A 20,729-nucleotide genomic window follows, 5' to 3' on the forward strand; every position below is an offset into this window, starting at 1 on the left:
GGGCAAGGTGAACCGTGGCACTCTATGTTCAGAAATTCGGTGGCACCTCGGTCGGCTCTCTGGAGCGGATCGAGGCGGTTGCCGAGCGGGTCAAGCTGACCCGCGCCCAAGGACACGACGTGGTGGTGGTTGTCTCCGCCATGTCGGGCGAGACCAACCGGTTGCTGGGCATGGCCCAGCAACTGGATCCCGATGCGGATCGCCGCGAGGTAGATGTACTCATCTCGACCGGTGAGCAGGTCACCATAGCGCTGCTGGCTATCGCGCTGAATCAGCGCGGTTGTCCGGCCGTCTCCATGACCGGCGATCAGGTGCGGATCCACACCGATTCGGCCTATGGCAAGGCGCGTATCACCCATATCGATACGGACCCGGTACGTGCCCAGCTCGATGCTGGCAAGGTGGTGGTGATCGCCGGCTTCCAGGGCCGTGATGAGCACAACGCCATCACGACCCTGGGACGGGGAGGCTCCGACACCACTGCGGTGGCGGTCGCGGCCGCCATCAAGGCGGATGAGTGCCAGATCTTTACCGATGTGGACGGGGTCTACACCACGGATCCTCGCATCGAGCCAAAGGCCAGACGCCTTGCTACCATCACCTTCGAGGAGATGTTGGAGATGGCGAGCCTGGGGGCCAAGGTCTTGCAGATTCGTTCGGTGGAGTTTGCCGGTAAGTACCGGGTACCGCTTCGGGTGCTGTCGAGCTTTACTGACGGGGAAGGAACCCTCATCACATACGGAGGTGAACGGATGGAAGCACCCCTAGTTTCCGGGATTGCGTTCAATCGCAACGAGGCCAGCCTGACCATACTTGGTGTGCCCGACAAGCCCACCGTCGCGGCCAGGATCCTGGGGCCGATCAGCGACGCCAACATCGACGTCGATATGATCGTTCAGAATTCGTTGGGCGATGGCAGTGCAGATTTTACTTTCACGGTGAACCGGGATGACTACCGGCGTGCTCGTGCCCTGTTGGAAGCCACGGCCACCGAGCTGGGAGCTTCCTGCGTGCAGGGTAATGAGGCGATCGCCAAGGTCTCCATCGTGGGCGTCGGCATGTGGAACCATCCCGGGGTGGCCCGGACCATGTTCCGTGTGCTGGGCGAGAACGGCATCAACATGCAGCTCATCTCCACCTCCGAGATCAAGATTTCGGTGGTCGTGGATGAGAAGTATCTGGAGCTGGCGGTGCGGGCACTACACGATGCCTTTGAGCTCGATCATGAGCCGCATGAGCAGCCCATGGGGTGATTCCCGGGTGAGTTAGTTTCAATCATTTACTATTTTGGCCAGTTTGTTGGATAATGGCTTCAACAGATTGGCTAAAAAATGACAGGATACAGGAGCAAGCGAATGCTGATTTTGACTCGTCGTGTTGGTGAAACCCTGATGATCGGTGACGAAGTGACCGTGACCGTGTTGGGTGTGAAGGGCAACCAGGTACGTATCGGCGTGAACGCCCCGAAGGAGGTCTCCGTTCACCGTGAGGAGATCTACCAGCGCATTCAGGCAGAGAAAGAGCCGGGGCAATCCGGTTACTGAGAAAGAGGCGACCCGGGGGTCGCCTTTTGTTTTCTTGGGGTGTCCCCATGAAAACATGGGTAGAAGGGGTCATGTGGGTGATTTTGTGTGAAATTCCCACACTTTGACCGGTTAGTGACCGAACAAACTGTTTTGTCGAAAAAAAGTTTGACTAATCTGCCCTGTGAAGTAATATCTGGCCCCGCAACGGTGAGGTGGCCGAGAGGCTGAAGGCGCTCCCCTGCTAAGGGAGTATGCGGCTTATACCCGCATCGAGGGTTCGAATCCCTCCTTCACCGCCATTTAGCGCCCGTAGCTCAGCTGGATAGAGTACCTGGCTACGAACCAGGCGGTCAGAGGTTCGAATCCTCTCGGGCGCGCCATTTCAGTCCAAGGTGGACTTGCCGGGAAACCGGTGATTTAAGAAAGGCTTACTGGTCGGTAAGCTTTTTTTTATCGCTCTAAAACGACGCGCTCGTAGCTCAGCTGGATAGAGTACCTGGCTACGAACCAGGCGGTCAGAGGTTCGAATCCTCTCGAGCGCGCCATCTAGAGTGAGCCTTGCTGAAAGACAATATGACCAATTTGCGCGCTCGTAGCTCAGCTGGATAGAGTACCTGGCTACGAACCAGGCGGTCAGAGGTTCGAATCCTCTCGAGCGCGCCATCATTACTACGGTTTGCGAACGTTTGTTCGGGGGCCGACAATTTGAAAAGTTTTCTGCGCGCTCGTAGCTCAGCTGGATAGAGTACCTGGCTACGAACCAGGCGGTCAGAGGTTCGAATCCTCTCGAGCGCGCCATTATTACTACGGTTTGCGAACGCTTGTTCGAGGGCCGACAACTTGAAAAGTTTTCTGCGCGCTCGTAGCTCAGCTGGATAGAGTACCTGGCTACGAACCAGGCGGTCAGAGGTTCGAATCCTCTCGAGCGCGCCATTCTTCAAGAGGCCCTGCTAACGCGGGGCCTTTCGTTGTCCGCGGTGAGGTGGCCGAGAGGCTGAAGGCGCTCCCCTGCTAAGGGAGTATGCGGCTTATACCCGCATCGAGGGTTCGAATCCCTCCTTCACCGCCATTCCTTCTGATGCCTCTGGTATACTCCTGGCTCACGCCCTCGTCGGAGCCATGCCATGAAGCACTCTCCTCTGTTAGTTTCTGCCCTGTTGCTCTTGCCCCTCTCTGCGATTGCCTCGCCTGCCGAGTTGAGAACCCCTGCACCGGGTGTCTTGTGTGACCGCTATGTCTGCGCCAATGAGAAGGGGCTCTCCGAAGCCCTGACACGTCACCATATGGGCGACAAGGCGGCCGATCGGATTTTCAATCAGGGAGAGTTCGATCTCACCGAGTTCACCTTCTCCAACGGCGTCTTCTGCGATGTGAAGGAGCGGCTCTGTCGTGAGGACCGGTACTTTGGCGATGATGGTAAGCGAAGTGGTGCCGTCTCGAGGCGTTATACCGAGCTGCTGTTTGGGCAGTGAGAAGATGCAGAAATGACAAAGGGGCGCAGTGCGCCCCTTTTTCGTATCCGACGGATCAGGCTGGATTGATCTGCTGGGGCAGACCCGAGCGCTGCTCCAGCGCCTGCTTGACCAGTTTCGAGTCGGTTTCTTTATGCGCGATGAAGCGGGTTACCGCCTGTGTCATCGGCAGTGAGGCCGGCACATCGGAGTTGAACTCGGCTTGCGAACGGGAGAGCGGCTGATGCACCTCCATGTAGCGCAGACCACCCGGCTCGACTGTGGTCTTGATCGGTTGGTTAACGAACTGGACGCGGGTCCCCACCGGTACCTTCTCGAACAGATACTCGATGTCTTCGTTACGCAAACGCACGCAGCCGTGGCTCACGCGCAGGCCGATACCAAATTTGGCGTTGGTGCCGTGCAGGGCGTACATGCGACCGATGTAGAGGGCATAGAGTCCCATCGGGTTGTCCGGGCCGGCCGGCCACACGGCAGGCAGGCTCTCGCCACGGGCGGCGTACTCGGCGTGCATCTTGGCGGTCGGGGTCCAGGTCGGGCCCGCCTTCTTGCGCTCCACCTTGGTCACCCAGTTCTCCGGCGTGTCGGTGCCGAGCTGACCGATGCCGATCGGCAACACGTCGACCACCTTCTTGCCTTTCGGGTAGTAGTACAGACGCATCTCGGCCACGTTGATGACGATGCCGTCGCGCGGGGCGTCTGGCAGGATCAGCTGGTGTGGAATGGTCAGATTTGTGCCGGCCTTCGGCAGGAAGGGGTCGACGCCGGGGTTGGCTTCGATGAGGTTGGTCAGCCCGAGCTGAAACTGGGCTGCAACCGCCTCTAGGGGTCTGCCATCGTTGGGCATCACATACCCGAGATTCTCACCGACCAGCCGACTGTTGGCGGGGGGGAGAGGGTATTCGACGGCCTGGGCGCAGAGCGCGATAAGCGCAAGACTGCCCAGCAGAGTGCGTGTGGCAAGGCGAAGGATATGCATAAATTAACCTGTTGGCTGTTGAAAGACATGGACTCGGTCTGGGCCCATGGCAGCGGCGACGTAATGAGGTCATAACCGGGTGCGGCATTTTTCCTCGGCGCGGGCAAAATTTCAACGGCCATTGTGGATTATTCCACCTTTGTCAGCCTTGGCGAGGGCAAAGCGGCCGCCGGTTCATGAAATAGACAGGCAGCACGAGAAAAAATGGTGTGCCTTATGCACTCGGCCGTTGAATTTCCGCTCGACTCACGGAAGAATGCGCAGCTCTAACACCAATTCGACCCGTGCCGAACATGGGCCGACCCCTTGAGTAATGGAGTAGACGTGATGAACCCCCTTCGCGCCATCGCAGCGACCCTGCTGTGTGGTCTTGCCTTGAGCAGCCTGCCTGCCGTGGCTGTGGAATATGCGTTGCCGCCTGCGGGCAGCCGCATCATCGGTGAGAATCTGGAATACGTGGTCCCCAACGACGGGCGAGCACTGGAGGCCATTGCCGCCCAGTTCCAGCTTGGTTTGACCAACCTGATGGAGGCGAACCCCGGTGTGGACCCCTTCCTGCCCAAGGCTGGTACCAAGCTCATCATTCCGCATCAGCTGATCCTGCCGGACACGGTGCGCGAGGGGATCGTGCTCAACGTGGCCGAGATGCGCCTCTACTACTTCCCCAAGGGTAAGAAGGTGGTGCACGTGCTGCCGATCGGCATCGGTCAGCTGGGTGCCGATACCCCGGAGAACTGGGTTACTTCGGTACAGCGCAAGCGTGCCAACCCGACCTGGACCCCGACCGAGAACATCCGTCGCCGCTACGCCGCCCAGGGCAAGACCCTGCCTGCCGTGTGGCCGGCCGGCCCGGACAACCCCATGGGCCTGTTCGCCCTCTATATCGGCAAGCTCTACGCCATCCACGGTACCAACGCCGCCTTCGGCATCGGCCTGCGGGTGAGCAGCGGCTGCGTGCGCCTGCGTAACGATGACATCGAGTTCCTGTTCAACAAGGTGCCTGTCGGTACCCGGGTCGAGTTTATCAACCGCCCCGTCAAGTTCAGTGTGGAGCCGGATGGGAGCCGCTACCTCGAGGTGCACCAGCCCCTGTCGCGTAACGAGGCTGAGTTCAACTCCAACATGGTGGTGCCGCTGCCCATGAGCCAGGCGCTGACCCGTTTCATTGCCCACGGCGAGAACGACTCCAAGCTGGTCAAACAGGTGCTGGAGCAGCGCTCCGGCATGCCGACCCGTCTCAACCCCTGAGGCAGTGACGCACCATGAAACGGCGACCCTAGGGTCGCCGTTTTGCATCATGCAGCGGGAGGCGCGTAGAGGGCGAGTCGGTTGCCCTCTGTGTCTTCGATGATGACCCGGGAGCCGTGGCTGCCCATGGTGTGCAGGGGCTCGAGCACCTTGCCGCCGAGGGCGGGTACCCGCGCCTCGGCTTCCTTGAGTCGATCGTTGAGTCCCAGATAGATGAGGGGGCCACCGCCTCCCGGCTGATGATACTGATCCATGGGGCCGAGGCAGGCAGCCGCGTTGCTGCCGTCGTGGCGCAGCATGGCAAAGTCCATCCCCTCTTCGTGCTGTGCGTGAACGGGCACGTCCAGCAGGCCGGCATAGAAGGCCATGGCGCGCTCGAGATCCCGTACCGGAATGTCGGCCCAGACCAGGGTGTTGTCCATCGCCGTAATCTCCTGTGTGACCGGCCGATGCGACCGGCGGCCCTTAGAGGGTAGGAAGGGGCGGGGTAGGGCGCCAGGGGCCCCAAAAGGCGCGGCGCCCGAAGGCGCCGCGAGAGGTTACTTGCCGGTGACCGCAAGGTCGCCGAAGCGGATGAGGGGCGCGTAGAAGCCCTTGCCGTCGTCGTGGTGCAGTCGGTTGCCCACTGCTTCCACCTCCTTGAGCAGGCGATAGAAGTTGCCGGCCACCGTGATGCCGCGTACCGGCTGGATACGCTCGCCGTCCTGGCACAGGAAGCCCGAGGCACCGAACGAGAAGTCGCCGCTCACCGCATCGGCCCCCGAGTGCAGGCCATCGAGCTTGACCAGCTCCAGATAGCGGCCACTCACGACCTGCTGCTCTTGGTGGGGGCCAAGGCCGAAGACCAGGTGGCGCGGGGCCACGTCCAGGCTCGAGCGGGCACCACGGGCGGCGCAGCCGTTAGGGGCCACACCGAAGTGGTGGGCGGTGGCGCTGTTGTGCAGCAGGGTCTTGAGCTCCCCTTCACCGATCAGCAGCAGATCGGTGGTGGCGGCCCCTTCGCCGTCGAAGGCGCGGATCTTCATGCCACCGGGCATGTGGGCGCGGCTCTCCAGGGTGAGCAGGGGGCTGGCGACCGACTGGCCCAGTTTGTCCCGCCATGGGTTGATCCCCTGCATGGCCCACTTGCCGGAGAGGGCGGCGCTAAAGCAGCCCAGCAGTTCGCTGAAGGCGTTGGTGCTAAACACCACGCTATAGTGACCGGTCGGCACCGCTTCGCCCTCGAGCAGGCCAAGGGCGGTGCCGTAGATGGTCTCGATAAGGCCGTCGACGGCCAGATCCGCGAAACGGCGCTCGCTCAGTCCCTGGTAATACATGGACTGACGCCCACCCAGCTCGATCAGGGCCGTGGTGTAGCAGCCGACGCTCGCCTCCCTGTGATGACACAGGGTGCCGAGGCTATTGGCCAGCCACAGCTCGCTACTTCCCTCGTAATAGGCGTTGTAGGGCGCGCCCTTGACCCCTTCCCGGCGCAGCATCTCCCCCTCGAGGCGCAGGGCCAGGGCAATCTTGTCGTCGACCGGGGTCTCGTCCGGCTGCAAGATGGTCGGATCCCGGGTTTCCAGCCGGCTGCCGGCGACCCTGATGCGCTGATCCGGGTCTGCCTTGGCGAAGCGGCTGGCGTCCAGTGCGTCCTGCACCATGGCGTCCAACGCCGGCTCGTCGAGGGCCTCCGAGTAGGCGATGCCGACCCGGCCATCCTTGATGAGACGGATGCCGATCTGCTGGCTGCCGGTCACCTTGTACTCCGACAGCTCCCCCTTGTCGGCCTTGAGGGAGAAGCTGCGATCCTGGCTGGCGATAAGATCGGCCTCGGCGCCCAGATCCGCCACCTTGCCGAGCAGGCGCTCGAGCCGTTGGTTCATCTCGCTCATCAGCCGTTCCCTCCTACCAGAATGTTATCGACCTTGAGGGCCGGCTGACCCACCGTGGTCGGGACCGAGCCCGATACCGAGCCGCACATGCCGGCGGCCAGCGCCAGGTTGTTGCCGACCATGGAGATCTCCTTGAGCACCTGCGGGCCTGTGCCGATCAGGGTGGCCGACTTGAGGGGCCGGGTCACCTTGCCCTTCTCGATGAGGTAGGCCTCTTGCACGTTGAAGTTGAACTCGCCGGTGCCCGGTTGCACCGAGCCACCGCCCATCTTCTTGGCGTAGATGCCATAGTCGACCGTGGCCAGCATGTCGTCCAGGCTGTGAGGACCGGCCTGGATGTAGGTGTTGCGCATGCGCGAGGTGGGGGCGAACTTGTATGACTCGCGCCGGCCGGAGCCGGTGCGGGCATAGCCGGTCTTGAGTGCCCCCATACGATCGACCAGGAAGCCGGTCAGCACGCCATCCTGGATGAGCTGGGTGTTTTGGGTCGCCATCCCCTCGTCGTCGATATTGATAGAGCCCCAGGCGTTGGGGCTGAGCCCCTCGTCGATGGCGCTGACGGCGGGGTTGGCGATGAGCTGGCCCATCTTGTCGTGGAACACCGAGGCCTTCTTGGCCACCGAGGTGGTCTCGAGCAGGTGGCCGCACGCCTCGTGGAAGATCACGCCGCCAAAGCCGTTGTCCATGATGACCGGCAGGGTGCCGGAGGGGCAGGGTGCTGCACCGAGCTTGATCAGGGCCTGGCGGGCCGCGGTCTGGGCCAGCTGTTGCGGGTCGATGAGGGCGCTGTGCTCCCACCCCATCAGTGCGCCGGGCGCCTCGTAGCCGACGCTCTGCTCGCCGTCCTTCATGGCGATGGCGCGGGCCATCAGGCGGTTGTAGTGGCGACGATCGCGCACCTCCAGCCCTTCGGAGTTAAAGATGGCCACCTCCTGCTCCCAGCCCAGGGCGTCGCCGCTGAACTGGCTGATGAGGGGGCTCTCGGCACGGGCGATCCGATCCATAGTCTGCAGGTAGGCGATCTTGGCCTCCAGCATGCGGTCGCGCGCCAGGGGCTCGCGCACCGGGTGACGGTCGGTCAGGGCGGTGAAGTCGAAGGCGGTGCGGGTGACCAGGGGATCGCGGCGATCCTTGGCCGCCAGCAGGGTCACGATGCGCAGCAGCTCCTCGCGGTCACTGCTGTTGGTGTAGCCGTAGAGCACCTTGTGGCCGTAGCACAGGCGTACGCCGATGCCGAAGTCGAGGCCGCCGCTGATGCTTTCGATCTGGCTCGAGAGCAGGCTGACCTGGCTGCGCCGGCGTCGCTCCACAAACAGTTCGGCAAAGTCGGCACCGAGGGTCAGGGCGTGATCGAGCACGGCCCCGGCCACCTCACTGCCGAGCAGTATGGGGTGGGTCATGGAAAACTCCTTTTTCTGATTTCTCGTCCGTTTGCTTCTGGCCCCTTGTCACCCGGGGCCTGAAAGAAAGAGTGACAGAGTTATGGCAACCTGTCACGGACGAGCATCACCGGGTGATGCTGATGGGGTCTCATGGAGCCAGAATATGCGCCCAAGGTCAGAGCAGGCTTTCGATCTCGCCGAGGATTTGCTCGACCCACTGACCGATCCGTGCGTCGGTCTGGTCGTACTGGTTGGCTTCGTCGATGGCCAGGCCTACGAAGTGGCGGCCATCGTCAATGAGGGCCTTGGAGGCGTCAAATTCGTAGCCTTGGTTGGGCCAGTAGCCGACCAGGGTGACCGGTTTGACGATGAGGGCGTCGTGCAGCATGCCGAGGGCATCTTGAAACCACTCGCCGTAACCGAGCTGATCGCCGAGGCCAAACAGGGCGATGATCTGGCCGTCGAGGGGCAGGGTGTGTACCTCGTCCCAGTGGGACTCCCAGTCCTCTTGCAGCTCGCCGAAGTCCCAGGTGGAGATGCCGAGGATCAGCACCTCGTAGTCGCGCATCCGGGTGAGCGGCACGTCCTTGATGTTGTGGATATCGACCAGATCGGGGCCGATCAGATCGCGGATCTTCTCGGCCACCATCTCGGTGTAGCAGGTGGTGGAGCCGTAAAACAGACCTATCTTCATCGTGGTGTCAGGCTGGTGGACATGAGGCTTATCTTAACAAAATGCGCCGCCCCCTGCAGGCTCGGTTACAATGGCCGCAAAACAGCGTGGAGTGTCCATGAGCCAGCCCCTGATCCAGCAATTTCTCGACGCGCTCTGGCTGGAGCGCGGTCTCTCTGACAACACCATCGTCTCGTACCGCACCGATCTCGAGAAGTTCGCCCACTGGCTCGACGGTCAGGGCAGTTCTGTGCTGCTGGCCGATCTCGACACCCTGCAACACTATCTCGCCTGGCGCATCGATCAGGGCTTCGCCGCCACCTCCACCGCTCGTTTCCTGAGTGCCCTGCGCCGCTTCTACCAGTACCTCAACCGGGAGAAGCTGCGCAGCGATGATCCGACCGTGCTGCTGGAGGGACCCAAGCTGCCCAAGCACCTGCCGGGGGATCTCTCGGAAGCCGAGGTGGAGGCCCTGTTGGCCGCCCCGCTACACGACGACCCGGTGGAGCTGCGCGACAAGGCGATGCTGGAGCTGCTCTACGCCACCGGCCTGCGGGTCTCTGAGTTGGTGGGACTGTGCGCCGAACACCTGAGCCTGCGCCAGGGGCTGGTGCGGGTGGTGGGCAAGGGGAGCAAGGAGCGGCTGGTGCCCATGGGGGAGGAGGCGATGCACTGGCTCGAGCGCTACTATCGGGAGGCGCGGGGGCTGCTCATTCCCGAGGGGAGCAGCGACGTGGTGTTCCCCTCCAAGCGCGGGCGCATGATGACCCGCCAGACCTTCTGGCATCGCATCAAGGTGTACGCGATCCGGGCCGGCATCCCGGGGGAGCTCTCCCCCCACACCCTGCGCCACGCGTTCGCCACCCACCTGCTCAACCACGGGGCGGATTTGCGGGTGGTGCAGATGCTGCTCGGCCACTCGGATCTATCCACTACCCAGATCTACACCCATGTGGCGGGAGAGCGGCTCAAGGCGCTCCATGGGGAGCACCATCCCAGGGCCTGATTGGTCAACCGCGCAGGATGCGGTTCTTGCCCGCCTGCTTGGCCCGGTAGAGAGCCTCGTCGGCGCGTTCTAACAGCTGGGCCGGGGCGGCGCCCTGTGCCTCGGCGATGCCGCCGCTGAAGGTGACTCTCAGTCCGGGTTCACGCCACTCCAGGCTCGAAAGGGCGAGACGCCAGCGCTCCATCGCCTGCTCTGCCCCGGCAAACTCGCCCTGCTCGAAGATGGCGACCATCTCTTCGCCGCCGAAGCGGCACAGGGTGGCCATACCCGCCAACAGCTCCTCGCCTAAGGTGGCGGTGCGCCTGAGCACGGCATCCCCCGCGGGGTGGCCATGGGTATCATTGATCTGCTTGAAATTATCGATATCGATGATAGCCAGCACATAGGGGGTATTGTCCTGATGCAGGCGGATCATCAGCTCGTCCAGGTAACGGCGGTTGTAGAGGCCGGTGAGGCCATCACGCTGCGCCTTCTCCGTCTCGGCCTGCATCTGGCCCGAGATCATGGTGATCTCCTCCTCCAGTTCTTCGATCCCTGGGATATGGGGGATGGCGATCTGCTCGCCCGGTGGGGTGACCCGCAGCAGCCGCACCACCTGGACCAGCGCCGTGATGGTGTGCTCCAGGCGTTGACGGAAGATGATAGCGACCAGGGCGAAGATGGCGAGCGACATGCCTAGCCAGATGAGGGTCGTGGGGAGCAACTGTTGAAACAGATAGCTCTGGCGCAGGGGGTAGTAGCTGATCACGGCCCAATTACTGTTGTTGCTCAGGGTATGGAAGGCCACCAGATCGCCACTCTCCTTGACGATGAAATCACCTTCCTGCCGGTCGCTGAGCTGGGTGAGCCAGGGGAGGGTGAAAGGCTTGCCGTTTTCCACCTCTCTGGCGCTGGCCACCGTCTGTTGATGGCGTAGATCGACGATCTGATGCACGGCGCCGCTGGCATGCTCCAGCACCTTGCCGATGCGTTGGGACCAGCTGGGTAGGTCTAGGTCGACACCGATGACCCCCAACAGGGTGCCGTCGTCATTGAGTACGGCCTGGGAGAGGGTGACCGTGGTGTCGTGGGTGACCAGATCTTCATAGGGTTCCCCCCATACCGGTTTGCCCGGCACGGCGAGGGCGTCCCGGTACCATTGCCGATCGCTGGCCACGAAGGGAGCCGCGATGGGGTTGGGCGGATAGACCCTGAATTGACCGTCTGCCGAGGCGAAAAAGAGCGAGTGTACCGGCCCGATCTTGGCCAACTGTGGCCAGCGTTTGAGGTAGTGGGCATGCTGCTCTGCGTCGAACTGACCTCGGCTGCTGCGTACCTCATCACCAAACAGCTGTAACTCCTGGCGGGCGAGTTGCAGCGTCCCGTCCCACTGTTGGACCAGGGTATTGTTGAGCAGGCTGAGAATTCGCAGCTGGGCATGTTGCTGATTGATGACGAAGAGATAGAAGAGCCCGAAGCTGATGATCAGCAGGGGGGCTGCCAGCAGCAGCAGATAACGGACGATAAAGGCATGAGTGCGGGGTCGGCTGCTGGTCACTGAGGCTTTCCGGGGGGGAACGTTGTTGAAATATAAGACAAAGCTAAACACCCACCAGCCGTTTGTCGACCCGCATCGGCAAGGATTCGTATTTTCTGACGAGCCGTCACACGGCAGGGAGGGTGAGCTCCCTGCCGCCACAGGTCACTGGCCGCGCTCTCTCTTGAGCAGGTCACGAATCTCGGTGAGCAGCTCTTGGTCCAGGGTGGGGGCCGGCGGGGTGGCGGGCGCCTCTTCCTCGGCACGCTTGAGGGTGTTGATGGCCTTGAGCCCCATGAAGATGGCGAAGGCGATGATGAGGAAATCGATGATGGTCTGGATGAATTTGCCGTAGGCGATCACCACGGCAGGGGCATCCCCCTCGGCTGCCTTGAGGGTGATGGCGAGATCGGTGAAATCGACCCCGCCCAGGATCAGGCCGATCGGCGGCATGATGACGTCACCCACGAAGGAGGAGACGATCTTGCCAAAGGCGGCGCCTATGATGATGCCCACGGCCATGTCGATGACGTTGCCACGGGCGGCGAAAGCCTTGAACTCTTGTAACAGGCTCATACTGGAATCCTTTCGTTGTGAGAGGGGGGTCACTCCAGTCTCACATGAAAGGGACAAAATGCCCAGATTTCCGCCCGCCAGGGGATGACCTGTCATTACTGACAGTTTTAATGGTATTGCATTGTTGCTAGCGGCGATATTGGGTAGATTGTGGTGAATTCTCATTCATTATCAGAATAAAATGATAAAAACCTTCTTTCTGATAGGGATGTTGCTATGCGGTAGCATGACGGCCAGGGCGGCAGAACAGCAATTGAGTGAGCGCATTCATCAGCGGCTCGGGATCCGGATTCTCACTGTCTCCGAGACGCCCATCTCGGGTCTCTATCGGCTCGAGACTCCGGATGGCATCCTCTACAGCGATGGCGCCGGTGACTACGTCTTGCAGGGAGCGCTGCTTGATATCCGCTCCGGTGTCGTCAACATGACGCTGCGGGATCAACAGCGACTGCGCAAGCAGCGTCTTGAGCGGGAACAGCAGCCTCTACTCCAGTTGCAGGCCAGCCCGGAGCGTTACCGTCTGCAACTCTTTACCGCACTCGACTGTGGTGAGTGTCTCTCCATGGGACAGGAGCTGGCTGTGCTGCAACAGGCCGGAGTGAGTGTCAGCCTGCAACCCATAGTGGATCGACGGCAGGCGTGGCCCCAATTTCGGCAGCAGTGGTGCAGCAAGATACCGACGCTGCTCGCTTTCGATTTGCCAGAAGAGGGCTGTGATGCGATCCTCGAGCGACAAACCAGCCTGGCCGGCCAGCTGGGTATCCGCCGCTCACCGACCTGGGTGCTCCCCAACGGTGACAGGGTGAGCGGATATCGTAGCCCCAGCCAGCTGCTACAACTCTTGAAAAACAGCTGAACGATCCATGACCCTCTTGATTCGCCGTCGCCCTCGGGTGGATGACACGCATCTGCCCGCCACTCTGCATCCTTTGCTTCGCCAGATCCTTGCCAGCAGGGGAGTCGATGATCCTCGTCTGCTGGAACGCAGCGCCGCTTCCCTGCTCCCCCCCCACCGCCTGATGGGGATGGAGCCCGCCGTCGATCTGTTGGTCTCTGTGCTGCATGCTCAGCGACGGATCCTCATCGTCGGTGACTTCGACTGCGACGGGGCGACCAGTTCGGCACTGTGCGTGCTGGCCCTGCGTGCCATGGGGGCGCAGCAGGTGGACTTTTTGGTGCCGAACCGCTTCGAATATGGCTATGGTCTCACCCCCGAGATCGTCGAGCTGGCGGTGGCGCGCGGCGCCGAGCTGCTGATCACGGTCGATAACGGCATCTCCAGCATCGCCGGGGTGGCGGCGGCCAAGGCGGCCGGCATGCAGGTGCTGGTTACCGATCACCACCTGCCGGGCCATGAGCTGCCCCAAGCCGATGCCATCGTCAATCCGAACCAGCGAGGCTGTGATTTCGACTCCAAGTCGCTGGCCGGGGTGGGGGTTGCGTTTTACCTGATGGCAGCCCTCAACACTCGCCTCAAGCAGACGGGCTGGTTTGAGGCGCGGGGACTCACGGCACCCAATGTGGCCGACTACCTGGATCTGGTGGCTCTCGGCACGGTCGCCGACGTGGTGGCGCTCGATGGTAACAACCGCATCCTGGTGCACCAGGGGCTGCAGCGCATTCGTTCCGGTCGCTGCCGTCCCGGCATCCAGGCCTTGATCGAGGTATCGCGCCGGGAGGCTCGCCGCCTCACCGCAGCCGATCTCGGCTTCGCCCTCGGCCCGCGCCTCAACGCGGTCGGTCGCCTCGATGACATGTCCCTCGGGGTCGCTTGTCTGTTGTGCGATGACATCCACCTGGCACGCCAGTTGGCGACCGAGATGGACTCGCTCAACCAGGAGCGCAAGGAGATCGAGCAGGGGATGCAGCAAGAGGCCCTGGCGACGCTGGAACAGATCCGCTTTCGCGACGGTGAGGTGCCCTCCGGCATAGTGCTGCACCGTAACGACTGGCATCAGGGGGTCGTCGGGCTGGTGGCCTCCAAGGTCAAGGAGAAGTACTACCGCCCGGTTATCGCCTTCGCCGAGAGCAGCGAGACCGAACTCAAAGGTTCGGGGCGCTCCATTCCCGGCGTGCACCTGCGCGACGCCCTCGAGCTGCTCGATACCCGTCACCCCGGCATCATCAGCAAGTTTGGCGGCCACGCCATGGCGGCCGGCTTGTCGCTGCCCAAGGATCGCATCGAGGCGTTTCGCAGCGCCTTCGAGGCCGTCATCGCCGAGCTGGTGACCCCGGAGATCCTGACCGGCGAGCTGCTCACCGACGGCGCCCTGCTGGATGACGAGCTGAGCCTGGAGATGGCCGAGCTGATCCGCGCCGCCGGCCCCTGGGGCCAGGCCTTTCCCGAGCCCCTGTTCGACGGGGAGTTCGTGCTGGTGCAGCAACGTCTGGTGGGAGAGAAACACCTCAAGATGATGTTGACCACAGACGCCGGCCTCGCCATCGATGCCATCGCCTTCGGGGTGGATGTGCGACGCTGGCCCGACGCCTCGGTCAAACGAGTGCGCCTGGTCTATCGACTCGACATCAACGAGTGGCGCGGCAACCGCAACCTGCAGCTGCTGGTGGAACATCTGGAAGCCCAGTGAAACCCTGAGACGAAAAAGCCCGGCATGATGCCGGGCTTTTGTTTTTCTCTCGGTAACCTAGAGGATGAAGGTGGCTACCTGATGATTCAGATCGTTGGCCCGTCCCTTGAGGCCGTGAGCCTGATCCAGGTCGCGCATGGCGGCGGCGGTGATCTCGTCGGTCACATCCTTGATGGCGGTGGTGTTCTGGGTTATCTCGCCGGTCACCTGGGTCTGCTCCTCGGCGGCGGTCGCTATCTGGCCCGCCATGTCGGAGATGAGGGCGATGGCCTGGGTGATCTCCTCCAGCGCCCGTGCTGCCGCATCGGCGTCTTCGACGCTGTTGTCGGCCAGCCCCTGGCTGGTCTGCATCAGGCTGACCGCCCGGTTGGTGGTCTGCTGCAGCGTCTCGATGGTGGCGTGGATCTCCTGGGTCGAGTCCTGAGTGCGCTTGGAGAGCACCCGTACCTCGTCGGCCACCACGGCGAAGCCGCGGCCCTGCTCACCGGCACGAGCCGCCTCGATGGCGGCGTTGAGCGCCAGCAGGTTGGTCTGCTCGGCGATCCCCTGGATGGTGGAGAGGATCCCGGAGATGGCCTGGGCGTGGCGGCTCAGCTCGCCGATCACTTCGGTCGCCTGACCCACTTCGTTGGCCAGATTGTTGATGGAGGCGCGAGTCTTGTTCACCAGCTGCTTGCCCTGTTCGCTGCTCTGGGCCGACTGCTGGGCGGCGGCGGCGGTGCTCTCGGCGTTGTTGGCGATCTCCTGGGTGGCGCTGGCCATCTCGGTCACAGCGGTAGCGACCATGGTCACCTCCTGCTGCTGGCGTTGCAGCTCGCCCACTGCCTCCTGGTTGGTGATGAGGCTGCGCTCGGCATCCCCGTCCAGCTCCTTGGCCAGGGTACGGATGTGGCTGATCAGCTGGTGCTGGCTACCGACGAAACGGTTGAAGCTTTCGGCCAGCTGGCCCACCTCGTCGCGGGTATCGATCTTGATGCGTTGGGTCAGGTCGCCGTTGCCGTCGGCGATGCGGGCCAGGGCTTGGGAGACCTTGGCCAGCGGGCCGAGCAGCAGGCCGATGAGCCCAGAGATGGCGGCGATGCTGGCGATCAGTACCACCAGAGCCAGACCTAGCTGGCTCATCAGCAGGGAGGAGAGCGGCGCTTCCAGGGTCTCTTTATCGAGCACCAGCACCAGTTCCCAGTCGGTACCCGGCACGTCGGTGGCCCACATCAGCTTGTCGCGCCCTTCCCCTTCGAAGAAGACAGGGGTCAGGGTTTGGCCACGCTTACTCTGCTCTATGATGGCGTTGCTCAGGTCGTTGTCGATCTCGGTGGCCGGCTTCATTGCCTTGGCCGGATCCTTGTAGGCGATGACGGTACCGTCCTTGTGCATCAGGATGGCGTAGCCGTCGGCTGGCAGGGTCATCTTGTTGACGTCCTCGACCAGGGTTGCGATGGAGAGATCCCCCCCGACCACACCGCCAGACACGGGTTGTGCCAGGGTGACGACCAGGGTGTTGTAGGCCACATCCAGATAAGGCTGGGTGACCACCAGGGCCCCCTTGCTCATCGCCTCTTGATACCAGCCACGTGAGCGTGGGTCATAACCCGAACGATCGATGGAAGGATCTGAGTCGTGCATCTTGCCGTTGGCTTCACCGAAATAGGTGAGCTGGAAGCGGCCGGAAATTTGGGCCTGTTGCAGGGCGTCGAGGGGAGTGCTGCTCGCCTTGCCGGCCAGCGCCTTGACCACATCCTGACGGGCCGAGAGCCAGTCGGCTATGCGTTCTGCCTGTTGAGTGCCGAGACGGCTTGCCTGCTCCTGGCCATCTTGCAGCAGCATCTCTCGCTGCGCCGAATAGCTGCGCCAGGAGAGCAGGGTGATGACCAGCGTCAGGGCCAGCACCACGGACAACAGTATCTTCTGCTTGAGTGATAGATTGTTCATTTTGCGTTCTTCTTATATTCCATCAGGGAGGGGGTGTGAAATTCCGCTTTTCTTGCGATAGCGCAACACTAGTAGCGGCCATTTTCGGGAAAACTGAATGCTCAGTAGCCGATGGCGCTCAATTATCTGCCGCCTGCGGGAGCAAGCACAGAAAAATGTAAATTTGCATCCCCTTGATAGGGGGCTTGCCCTGTTTATTCCTTCCGCGATTGGCTAGAATGTTTCGCTTTACATGCACATCGATCTCGAGAGTTTTTACGATGTTTGAAGTCAATCCCGTATTGAACAAGCTTAAGGAGCTGTCTGAGCGGACAGAGCTCCTTAGGGGGTACCTTTGACTATGACGCCAAGAAAGAGCGTCTAGAAGAGGTTAACGCCGAGCTGGAACAGCCCGACGTCTGGAATGAGCCCGAGCGCGCACAGGCGCTGGGCAAGGAGCGCGTCAGCCTGGAAACCGTGGTCAGCACCATCGATGCCCTGACCCAGGGTGCCGATGACGTGGCCATGCTGGTCGAACTCGCCGTCGAAGGCGAGGATGAGGATACCTTCAACGAGGCGGTGGCCGAGGCCGAGCTGCTCGAAGGCAAGCTGGCCGAGCTGGAGTTCCGTCGTATGTTCTCCGGTCCCCACGATTCCGCCGATTGCTATCTGGACATCCAGTCCGGCTCCGGTGGTACCGAGGCCCAAGACTGGGCCAACATGGTGCTGCGCATGTACCTGCGCTGGGGTGAGGCCCACGGCTTCAAACCCGAGCTCATCGAATGCTCCGAAGGGGAAGTGGCCGGCATCAAGTCCGCCACCATCAAGTTCACCGGCGAGTACGGTTATGGCTGGCTGCGCACCGAGACCGGCGTGCACCGTCTGGTACGCAAGTCGCCGTTCGACTCGGGTGGTCGTCGCCATACCTCCTTCTGCTCGGTGTTCGTCTATCCCGAGATCGATGATGACATCGAGATCGAGATCAACCCGGCCGATCTGCGTATCGACGTGTACCGCGCCTCCGGCGCCGGTGGTCAGCACGTTAACCGGACCGAATCCGCGGTGCGGATCACCCACATCCCGACCAACATAGTGGTACAGTGCCAGAACGACCGTTCCCAGCATAAGAACAAGGATCAGTGCATGAAGCAGCTGAAGGCCAAGCTCTATGAGTTTGAACTTCAGAAGCAAAATGCCGAGAAGCAAGCACTGGAGGACTCCAAGTCCGACATCGGCTGGGGTAGCCAGATCCGCTCTTACGTGCTCGATGATGCCCGTATCAAGGATCTGCGCACCGGCGTTGAAACCCGTAACACTCAATCGGTGCTCGACGGGGATCTGGACAAGTTTATCGAAGCCAGCCTGAAATCAGGCCTGTAAAACGAAGTAGCAGGAATCACCATGTCTGAACAAACCATGACTCCGGAAGTAGAACTCGGCCAGGAACTCAACAATGAGATGGCAGAGCGTCGCTCCAAGCTGGCCGCCCTGCGCGCCCAGGGCAATCCCTTCCCCAACGACTTCCGTCGTGACAGCCTCTCTGGCGACCTGCACGCCGAGTTCGGCGATAAATCGGAAGAAGAGCTGGCGGCCCTGGGTAAACGGGTGAGCATCGCCGGTCGTATCATGACCCGCCGCATCATGGGCAAGGCGGCGTTTGCCACCCTGCAGGACATGGCTGGCAAGATCCAGATCTACGTGACCCGTGACGATCTGCCGGAAGGCTTCTACAACGAGCAGTTCAAGAAGTGGGATCTGGGTGACATCGTCGGTGTCGAAGGGACTGTGTTCAAGACCAAGACCGGTGAGCTCTCCGTGCACGTCTCCACTGTCCGCCTGCTGACCAAGGCGCTGCGCCCGCTGCCCGAGAAGCATAAGGGCCTGACCGACCAGGAAGCTCGCTGCCGCCAGCGTTACCTGGATCTGATCGCCAACGAAGAGTCCCGCAAGACCTTCGTGACCCGCACCAAGGTGGTGGCCGGTATTCGCAAGTTCCTGAACGACAAGCGCTTCATGGAAGTGGAAACCCCCATGATGCAGGTGATTCCGGGCGGCGCCTCCGCGCGTCCCTTCATCACCCACCACAATGCGCTGGACATCGACATGTACCTGCGTATCGCTCCGGAACTCTATCTGAAGCGTCTGGTCGTGGGTGGCTTCGAGCGGGTGTACGAGATCAACCGTAACTTCCGTAACGAAGGCATCTCGGTGCGTCACAACCCCGAGTTCACCATGCTCGAGTTCTACATGGCCTACGCCGACTACATCGACCTGATGGATCTCACCGAAGAGATGCTGCGTACCCTGGCGCAGGACATCCTGGGCGACACCAAGATCCGCTACGCCAAAGAGGGCGAAGAGGGCCTGACCATCGACTTCGGCCAGCCGTTCCAGCGTCTCTCCATGGTTGATTCCATCCTGAAGTACAACCCGGATGTGACCCGTGACGATCTGGCGACCCTGGAGAAGGCCACCGCCGTCGCCAAGCGCCTGAAGATCGAGCTGATGAAGAGCTGGGAGCTGGGCCACGTGATCACCGCGATCTTCGAAGAGACCGTGGAACACATGCTGCTGCAACCGACCTTCATCACCGAGTACCCGGCCGCCGTCTCCCCGCTGGCTCGCCGTAACGACCAGAACCCGGACGTGACCGACCGCTTCGAGTTCTTCATCGGTGGCCGCGAGCTGGCCAACGGCTTCTCCGAGCTGAACGATGCCGAAGATCAGGCCGAGCGCTTCCAGGCTCAGGTTGACCAGAAGGCTGCCGGCGACGACGAAGCCATGTTCTACGACGCCGACTTCGTCACCGCGCTGGAACACGGCCTGCCGCCGACCGCCGGTCAGGGTATCGGTATCGACCGTCTGGTCATGCTGTTCACCAACAGCCACACCATCCGTGACGTGATCCTGTTCCCGGCCTTGCGTCCGCAGAAGTAAGCGAGCAGGTCATTATGCATCCCAAGCCCCGGTTTTCCGGGGCTTTTTTGTTTCCCTCTCCCGGCTTGAGCACCTGCCTTGCTTGGGGCATGCTGTCTCACTCCCCTGACTGAAGGAGCCGTCATTCATGAACCTGCGCGATCTCGAATACCTGGTGGCCTTGGAAGAAGAGAGGCACTTTCGCAAGGCGGCCGAGCGCTGCTTCGTCAGCCAGCCGACTCTGAGCGGCCAGGTCCAGAAGCTGGAGAACGAGCTCGGGGTGATCCTCATCGAGCGCACCTCGCGCAAGGTGCTCTTCACTCCGGCCGGGGAGGCGGTTGCCCGTCAGGCCCGTCAGGTGCTTGGCGAGGTGGATGAGCTGAAGGCGCTGGCACAGCGTTTTGCCGAGCCCATGTCCGGCGAGATCCACATCGGCCTGATTCCTACGGTGGGGCCCTATCTGCTCCCCCACGTGATCCAGGATCTGCGCGAGCAATTTCCCAAGCTGGAGTTCTTCCTCTACGAAGAGCAGACCCAGGTGCTGCTTAAACGGCTGGAAGCCGGTGAACTGGACTGTCTGATCCTGGCTCAGCTCGATGGTATGGAGGGGTTTGGTTCAATCCCGCTCTATCAGGAGTCCATGTGGTTGGCACTGCCCTATGGTCACCCACAGGCCGAACAGGCTGAGATCCCGTTTCAGGCCCTTAAGGGCAGAAAACTGCTGATGCTGGCCGATGGCCACTGCCTGCGTGAACAGGCGCTCGGCTTCTGTTTCGCCGCCGGAGTGGGTGAGGACCAACGCTTCCAGGGGACCAGCCTCGAGACCCTGCGCAACATGGTGGCGGCGGGCAGCGGCATGACGCTGGTGCCGGCACTGGCGGTGCCGGGAAGGGATGGGGGAGGGGTCAGCTATCGCCCCGTGGTGGATCCGGTTCCGGGGAGGACCATATCGCTCCTCTACCGGCACTACTCGGTGCGACGGCCTTGTTTCAACGAGCTGGCTGCTCGCATTGCCCAATTGATGGGAAAAAAAATGGCGGGGTGACCCGCCATTTGGTTTTCTGC

At 61.9% G+C, this 20,729-nt stretch carries 18 protein-coding genes and 7 tRNA genes; 17 read left to right on the plus strand and 8 right to left on the minus strand.

Translation table 11 applies throughout. From position 1 onward, the window contains the following. Positions 1-14: 14 nt before the first annotated feature. The 10 genes from BN1121_RS12655 to BN1121_RS12700 all read left to right on the plus strand — a co-directional run bounded on the left by BN1121_RS12655 (position 15) and on the right by BN1121_RS12700 (position 2,998). Positions 15-1,253, plus strand: coding sequence for an aspartate kinase (locus BN1121_RS12655; protein ID WP_005348622.1), 1,239 nt, complete (start codon positions 15-17; stop codon positions 1,251-1,253). A gap of 102 nt (positions 1,254-1,355) precedes the next feature. Further along, a complete protein-coding gene (gene csrA, locus BN1121_RS12660; protein WP_005348616.1) occupies positions 1,356-1,544 on the plus strand; it encodes a carbon storage regulator CsrA in 189 nt (62 codons plus the stop codon). Positions 1,545-1,732: 188 nt separating this feature from the next. Continuing rightward, a tRNA-Ser gene (locus tag BN1121_RS12665) sits at positions 1,733-1,825 on the plus strand. 4 nt (positions 1,826-1,829) lie between these two features. Beyond that, a tRNA-Arg gene (locus BN1121_RS12670) sits at positions 1,830-1,906 on the plus strand. Positions 1,907-1,994: 88 nt separating this feature from the next. Then, a tRNA-Arg gene (locus tag BN1121_RS12675) sits at positions 1,995-2,071 on the plus strand. A gap of 41 nt (positions 2,072-2,112) precedes the next feature. Beyond that, positions 2,113-2,189 (plus strand) — tRNA-Arg (locus BN1121_RS12680). 58 nt (positions 2,190-2,247) lie between these two features. Beyond that, a tRNA-Arg gene (locus tag BN1121_RS12685) sits at positions 2,248-2,324 on the plus strand. 58 nt (positions 2,325-2,382) lie between these two features. Further along, positions 2,383-2,459, plus strand: a tRNA-Arg gene (locus BN1121_RS12690). Positions 2,460-2,502: 43 nt separating this feature from the next. Then, a tRNA-Ser gene (locus BN1121_RS12695) sits at positions 2,503-2,595 on the plus strand. Between the two features lie 55 nt (positions 2,596-2,650). After that, positions 2,651-2,998 (plus strand): YcgJ family protein, encoded by a 348-nt coding sequence (locus BN1121_RS12700; RefSeq protein WP_005348614.1) that lies wholly within the window; start codon positions 2,651-2,653, stop codon positions 2,996-2,998. Between the two features lie 55 nt (positions 2,999-3,053). On the opposite strand, the gene BN1121_RS12705 is transcribed toward BN1121_RS12700, so the two are convergent. Beyond that, entirely contained in the window at positions 3,054-3,977 is a 924-nt protein-coding gene (locus BN1121_RS12705) for a L,D-transpeptidase family protein (protein WP_005348612.1), read from the minus strand. A gap of 327 nt (positions 3,978-4,304) precedes the next feature. Here BN1121_RS12705 and BN1121_RS12710 point away from each other — a divergent pair, with 327 nt between their 5' ends. After that, positions 4,305-5,225: a L,D-transpeptidase family protein gene (locus BN1121_RS12710; RefSeq protein ID WP_005348601.1), complete on the plus strand. Its 921-nt coding sequence runs from the start codon at positions 4,305-4,307 to the stop codon at positions 5,223-5,225. A 47-nt stretch (positions 5,226-5,272) separates the two neighbouring features. Here BN1121_RS12710 and BN1121_RS12715 read toward each other — a convergent pair whose 3' ends face one another. From BN1121_RS12715 to fldB, 4 genes are all read right to left on the minus strand, one after another. Next, a complete protein-coding gene (locus tag BN1121_RS12715) occupies positions 5,273-5,647 on the minus strand; it encodes a VOC family protein (protein WP_005348599.1) in 375 nt (124 codons plus the stop codon). A 117-nt stretch (positions 5,648-5,764) separates the two neighbouring features. After that, entirely contained in the window at positions 5,765-7,099 is a 1,335-nt protein-coding gene (locus BN1121_RS12720) for a TldD/PmbA family protein (protein ID WP_005348595.1), read from the minus strand. Next, positions 7,099-8,499, minus strand: a complete 1,401-nt coding sequence (locus BN1121_RS12725; RefSeq protein WP_005348592.1) for a TldD/PmbA family protein — start codon at positions 8,497-8,499, stop codon at positions 7,099-7,101. The genes BN1121_RS12720 and BN1121_RS12725 overlap by 1 nt, the downstream gene beginning before the upstream one ends. 157 nt (positions 8,500-8,656) lie before the next feature. Continuing rightward, positions 8,657-9,175, minus strand: coding sequence for a flavodoxin FldB (gene fldB, locus BN1121_RS12730; protein WP_005348591.1), 519 nt, complete (start codon positions 9,173-9,175; stop codon positions 8,657-8,659). A 97-nt stretch (positions 9,176-9,272) separates the two neighbouring features. Here fldB and xerD point away from each other — a divergent pair, with 97 nt between their 5' ends. Next, positions 9,273-10,160, plus strand: a complete 888-nt coding sequence (gene xerD, locus BN1121_RS12735) for a site-specific tyrosine recombinase XerD (protein WP_005348589.1) — start codon at positions 9,273-9,275, stop codon at positions 10,158-10,160. Positions 10,161-10,164: 4 nt separating this feature from the next. Here xerD and BN1121_RS12740 read toward each other — a convergent pair whose 3' ends face one another. Together BN1121_RS12740 and mscL are read right to left on the minus strand one after the other, a co-directional pair. After that, the gene (locus BN1121_RS12740) at positions 10,165-11,697 is read right to left on the minus strand and encodes a sensor domain-containing diguanylate cyclase (RefSeq protein WP_005348588.1); all 1,533 of its coding nucleotides are present in this window, start codon (positions 11,695-11,697) and stop codon (positions 10,165-10,167) included. Between the two features lie 144 nt (positions 11,698-11,841). Beyond that, positions 11,842-12,252 carry a large-conductance mechanosensitive channel protein MscL gene (gene mscL, locus BN1121_RS12745; RefSeq protein WP_005348587.1) on the minus strand — a complete coding sequence of 137 codons (411 nt, stop codon included), beginning with the start codon at positions 12,250-12,252 and terminating at the stop codon, positions 11,842-11,844. A 226-nt stretch (positions 12,253-12,478) separates the two neighbouring features. Between mscL and BN1121_RS12750 the strand changes: the two genes are divergently transcribed. Both BN1121_RS12750 and recJ read left to right on the plus strand, forming a co-directional pair. Further along, positions 12,479-13,108: a disulfide isomerase DsbC N-terminal domain-containing protein gene (locus BN1121_RS12750; RefSeq protein ID WP_407921520.1), complete on the plus strand. Its 630-nt coding sequence runs from the start codon at positions 12,479-12,481 to the stop codon at positions 13,106-13,108. 7 nt (positions 13,109-13,115) lie between these two features. After that, complete coding sequence (recJ, locus tag BN1121_RS12755) at positions 13,116-14,840, plus strand: single-stranded-DNA-specific exonuclease RecJ (RefSeq protein ID WP_005348584.1); 1,725 nt, start codon at positions 13,116-13,118, stop codon at positions 14,838-14,840. 57 nt (positions 14,841-14,897) lie between these two features. Here recJ and BN1121_RS12760 read toward each other — a convergent pair whose 3' ends face one another. Then, the gene (locus tag BN1121_RS12760; protein ID WP_005348577.1) at positions 14,898-16,769 is read right to left on the minus strand and encodes a methyl-accepting chemotaxis protein; all 1,872 of its coding nucleotides are present in this window, start codon (positions 16,767-16,769) and stop codon (positions 14,898-14,900) included. Between the two features lie 260 nt (positions 16,770-17,029). Between BN1121_RS12760 and prfB the strand changes: the two genes are divergently transcribed. The 3 genes from prfB (at position 17,030) to oxyR (ending at position 20,709) form a co-directional block, all read left to right on the plus strand. Beyond that, a protein-coding gene (gene prfB, locus BN1121_RS12765; RefSeq protein WP_152424615.1) for a peptide chain release factor 2 occupies positions 17,030-18,128 on the plus strand; the annotation gives its coding sequence in 2 pieces (ribosomal slippage) (positions 17,030-17,104 and positions 17,106-18,128; 1,098 coding nt in all). 21 nt (positions 18,129-18,149) lie between these two features. Continuing rightward, positions 18,150-19,685, plus strand: a complete 1,536-nt coding sequence (gene lysS, locus BN1121_RS12770) for a lysine--tRNA ligase (RefSeq protein ID WP_005348562.1) — start codon at positions 18,150-18,152, stop codon at positions 19,683-19,685. A gap of 127 nt (positions 19,686-19,812) precedes the next feature. Then, complete coding sequence (gene oxyR / locus BN1121_RS12775) at positions 19,813-20,709, plus strand: DNA-binding transcriptional regulator OxyR (protein ID WP_005348559.1); 897 nt, start codon at positions 19,813-19,815, stop codon at positions 20,707-20,709. Positions 20,710-20,729 lie beyond the last annotated feature (20 nt).

The sequence above is a fragment of the Aeromonas diversa CDC 2478-85 genome (assembly GCF_000819805.1).
GTDB classification, from domain to species: Bacteria; Pseudomonadota; Gammaproteobacteria; order Enterobacterales; family Aeromonadaceae; genus Aeromonas; species Aeromonas diversa.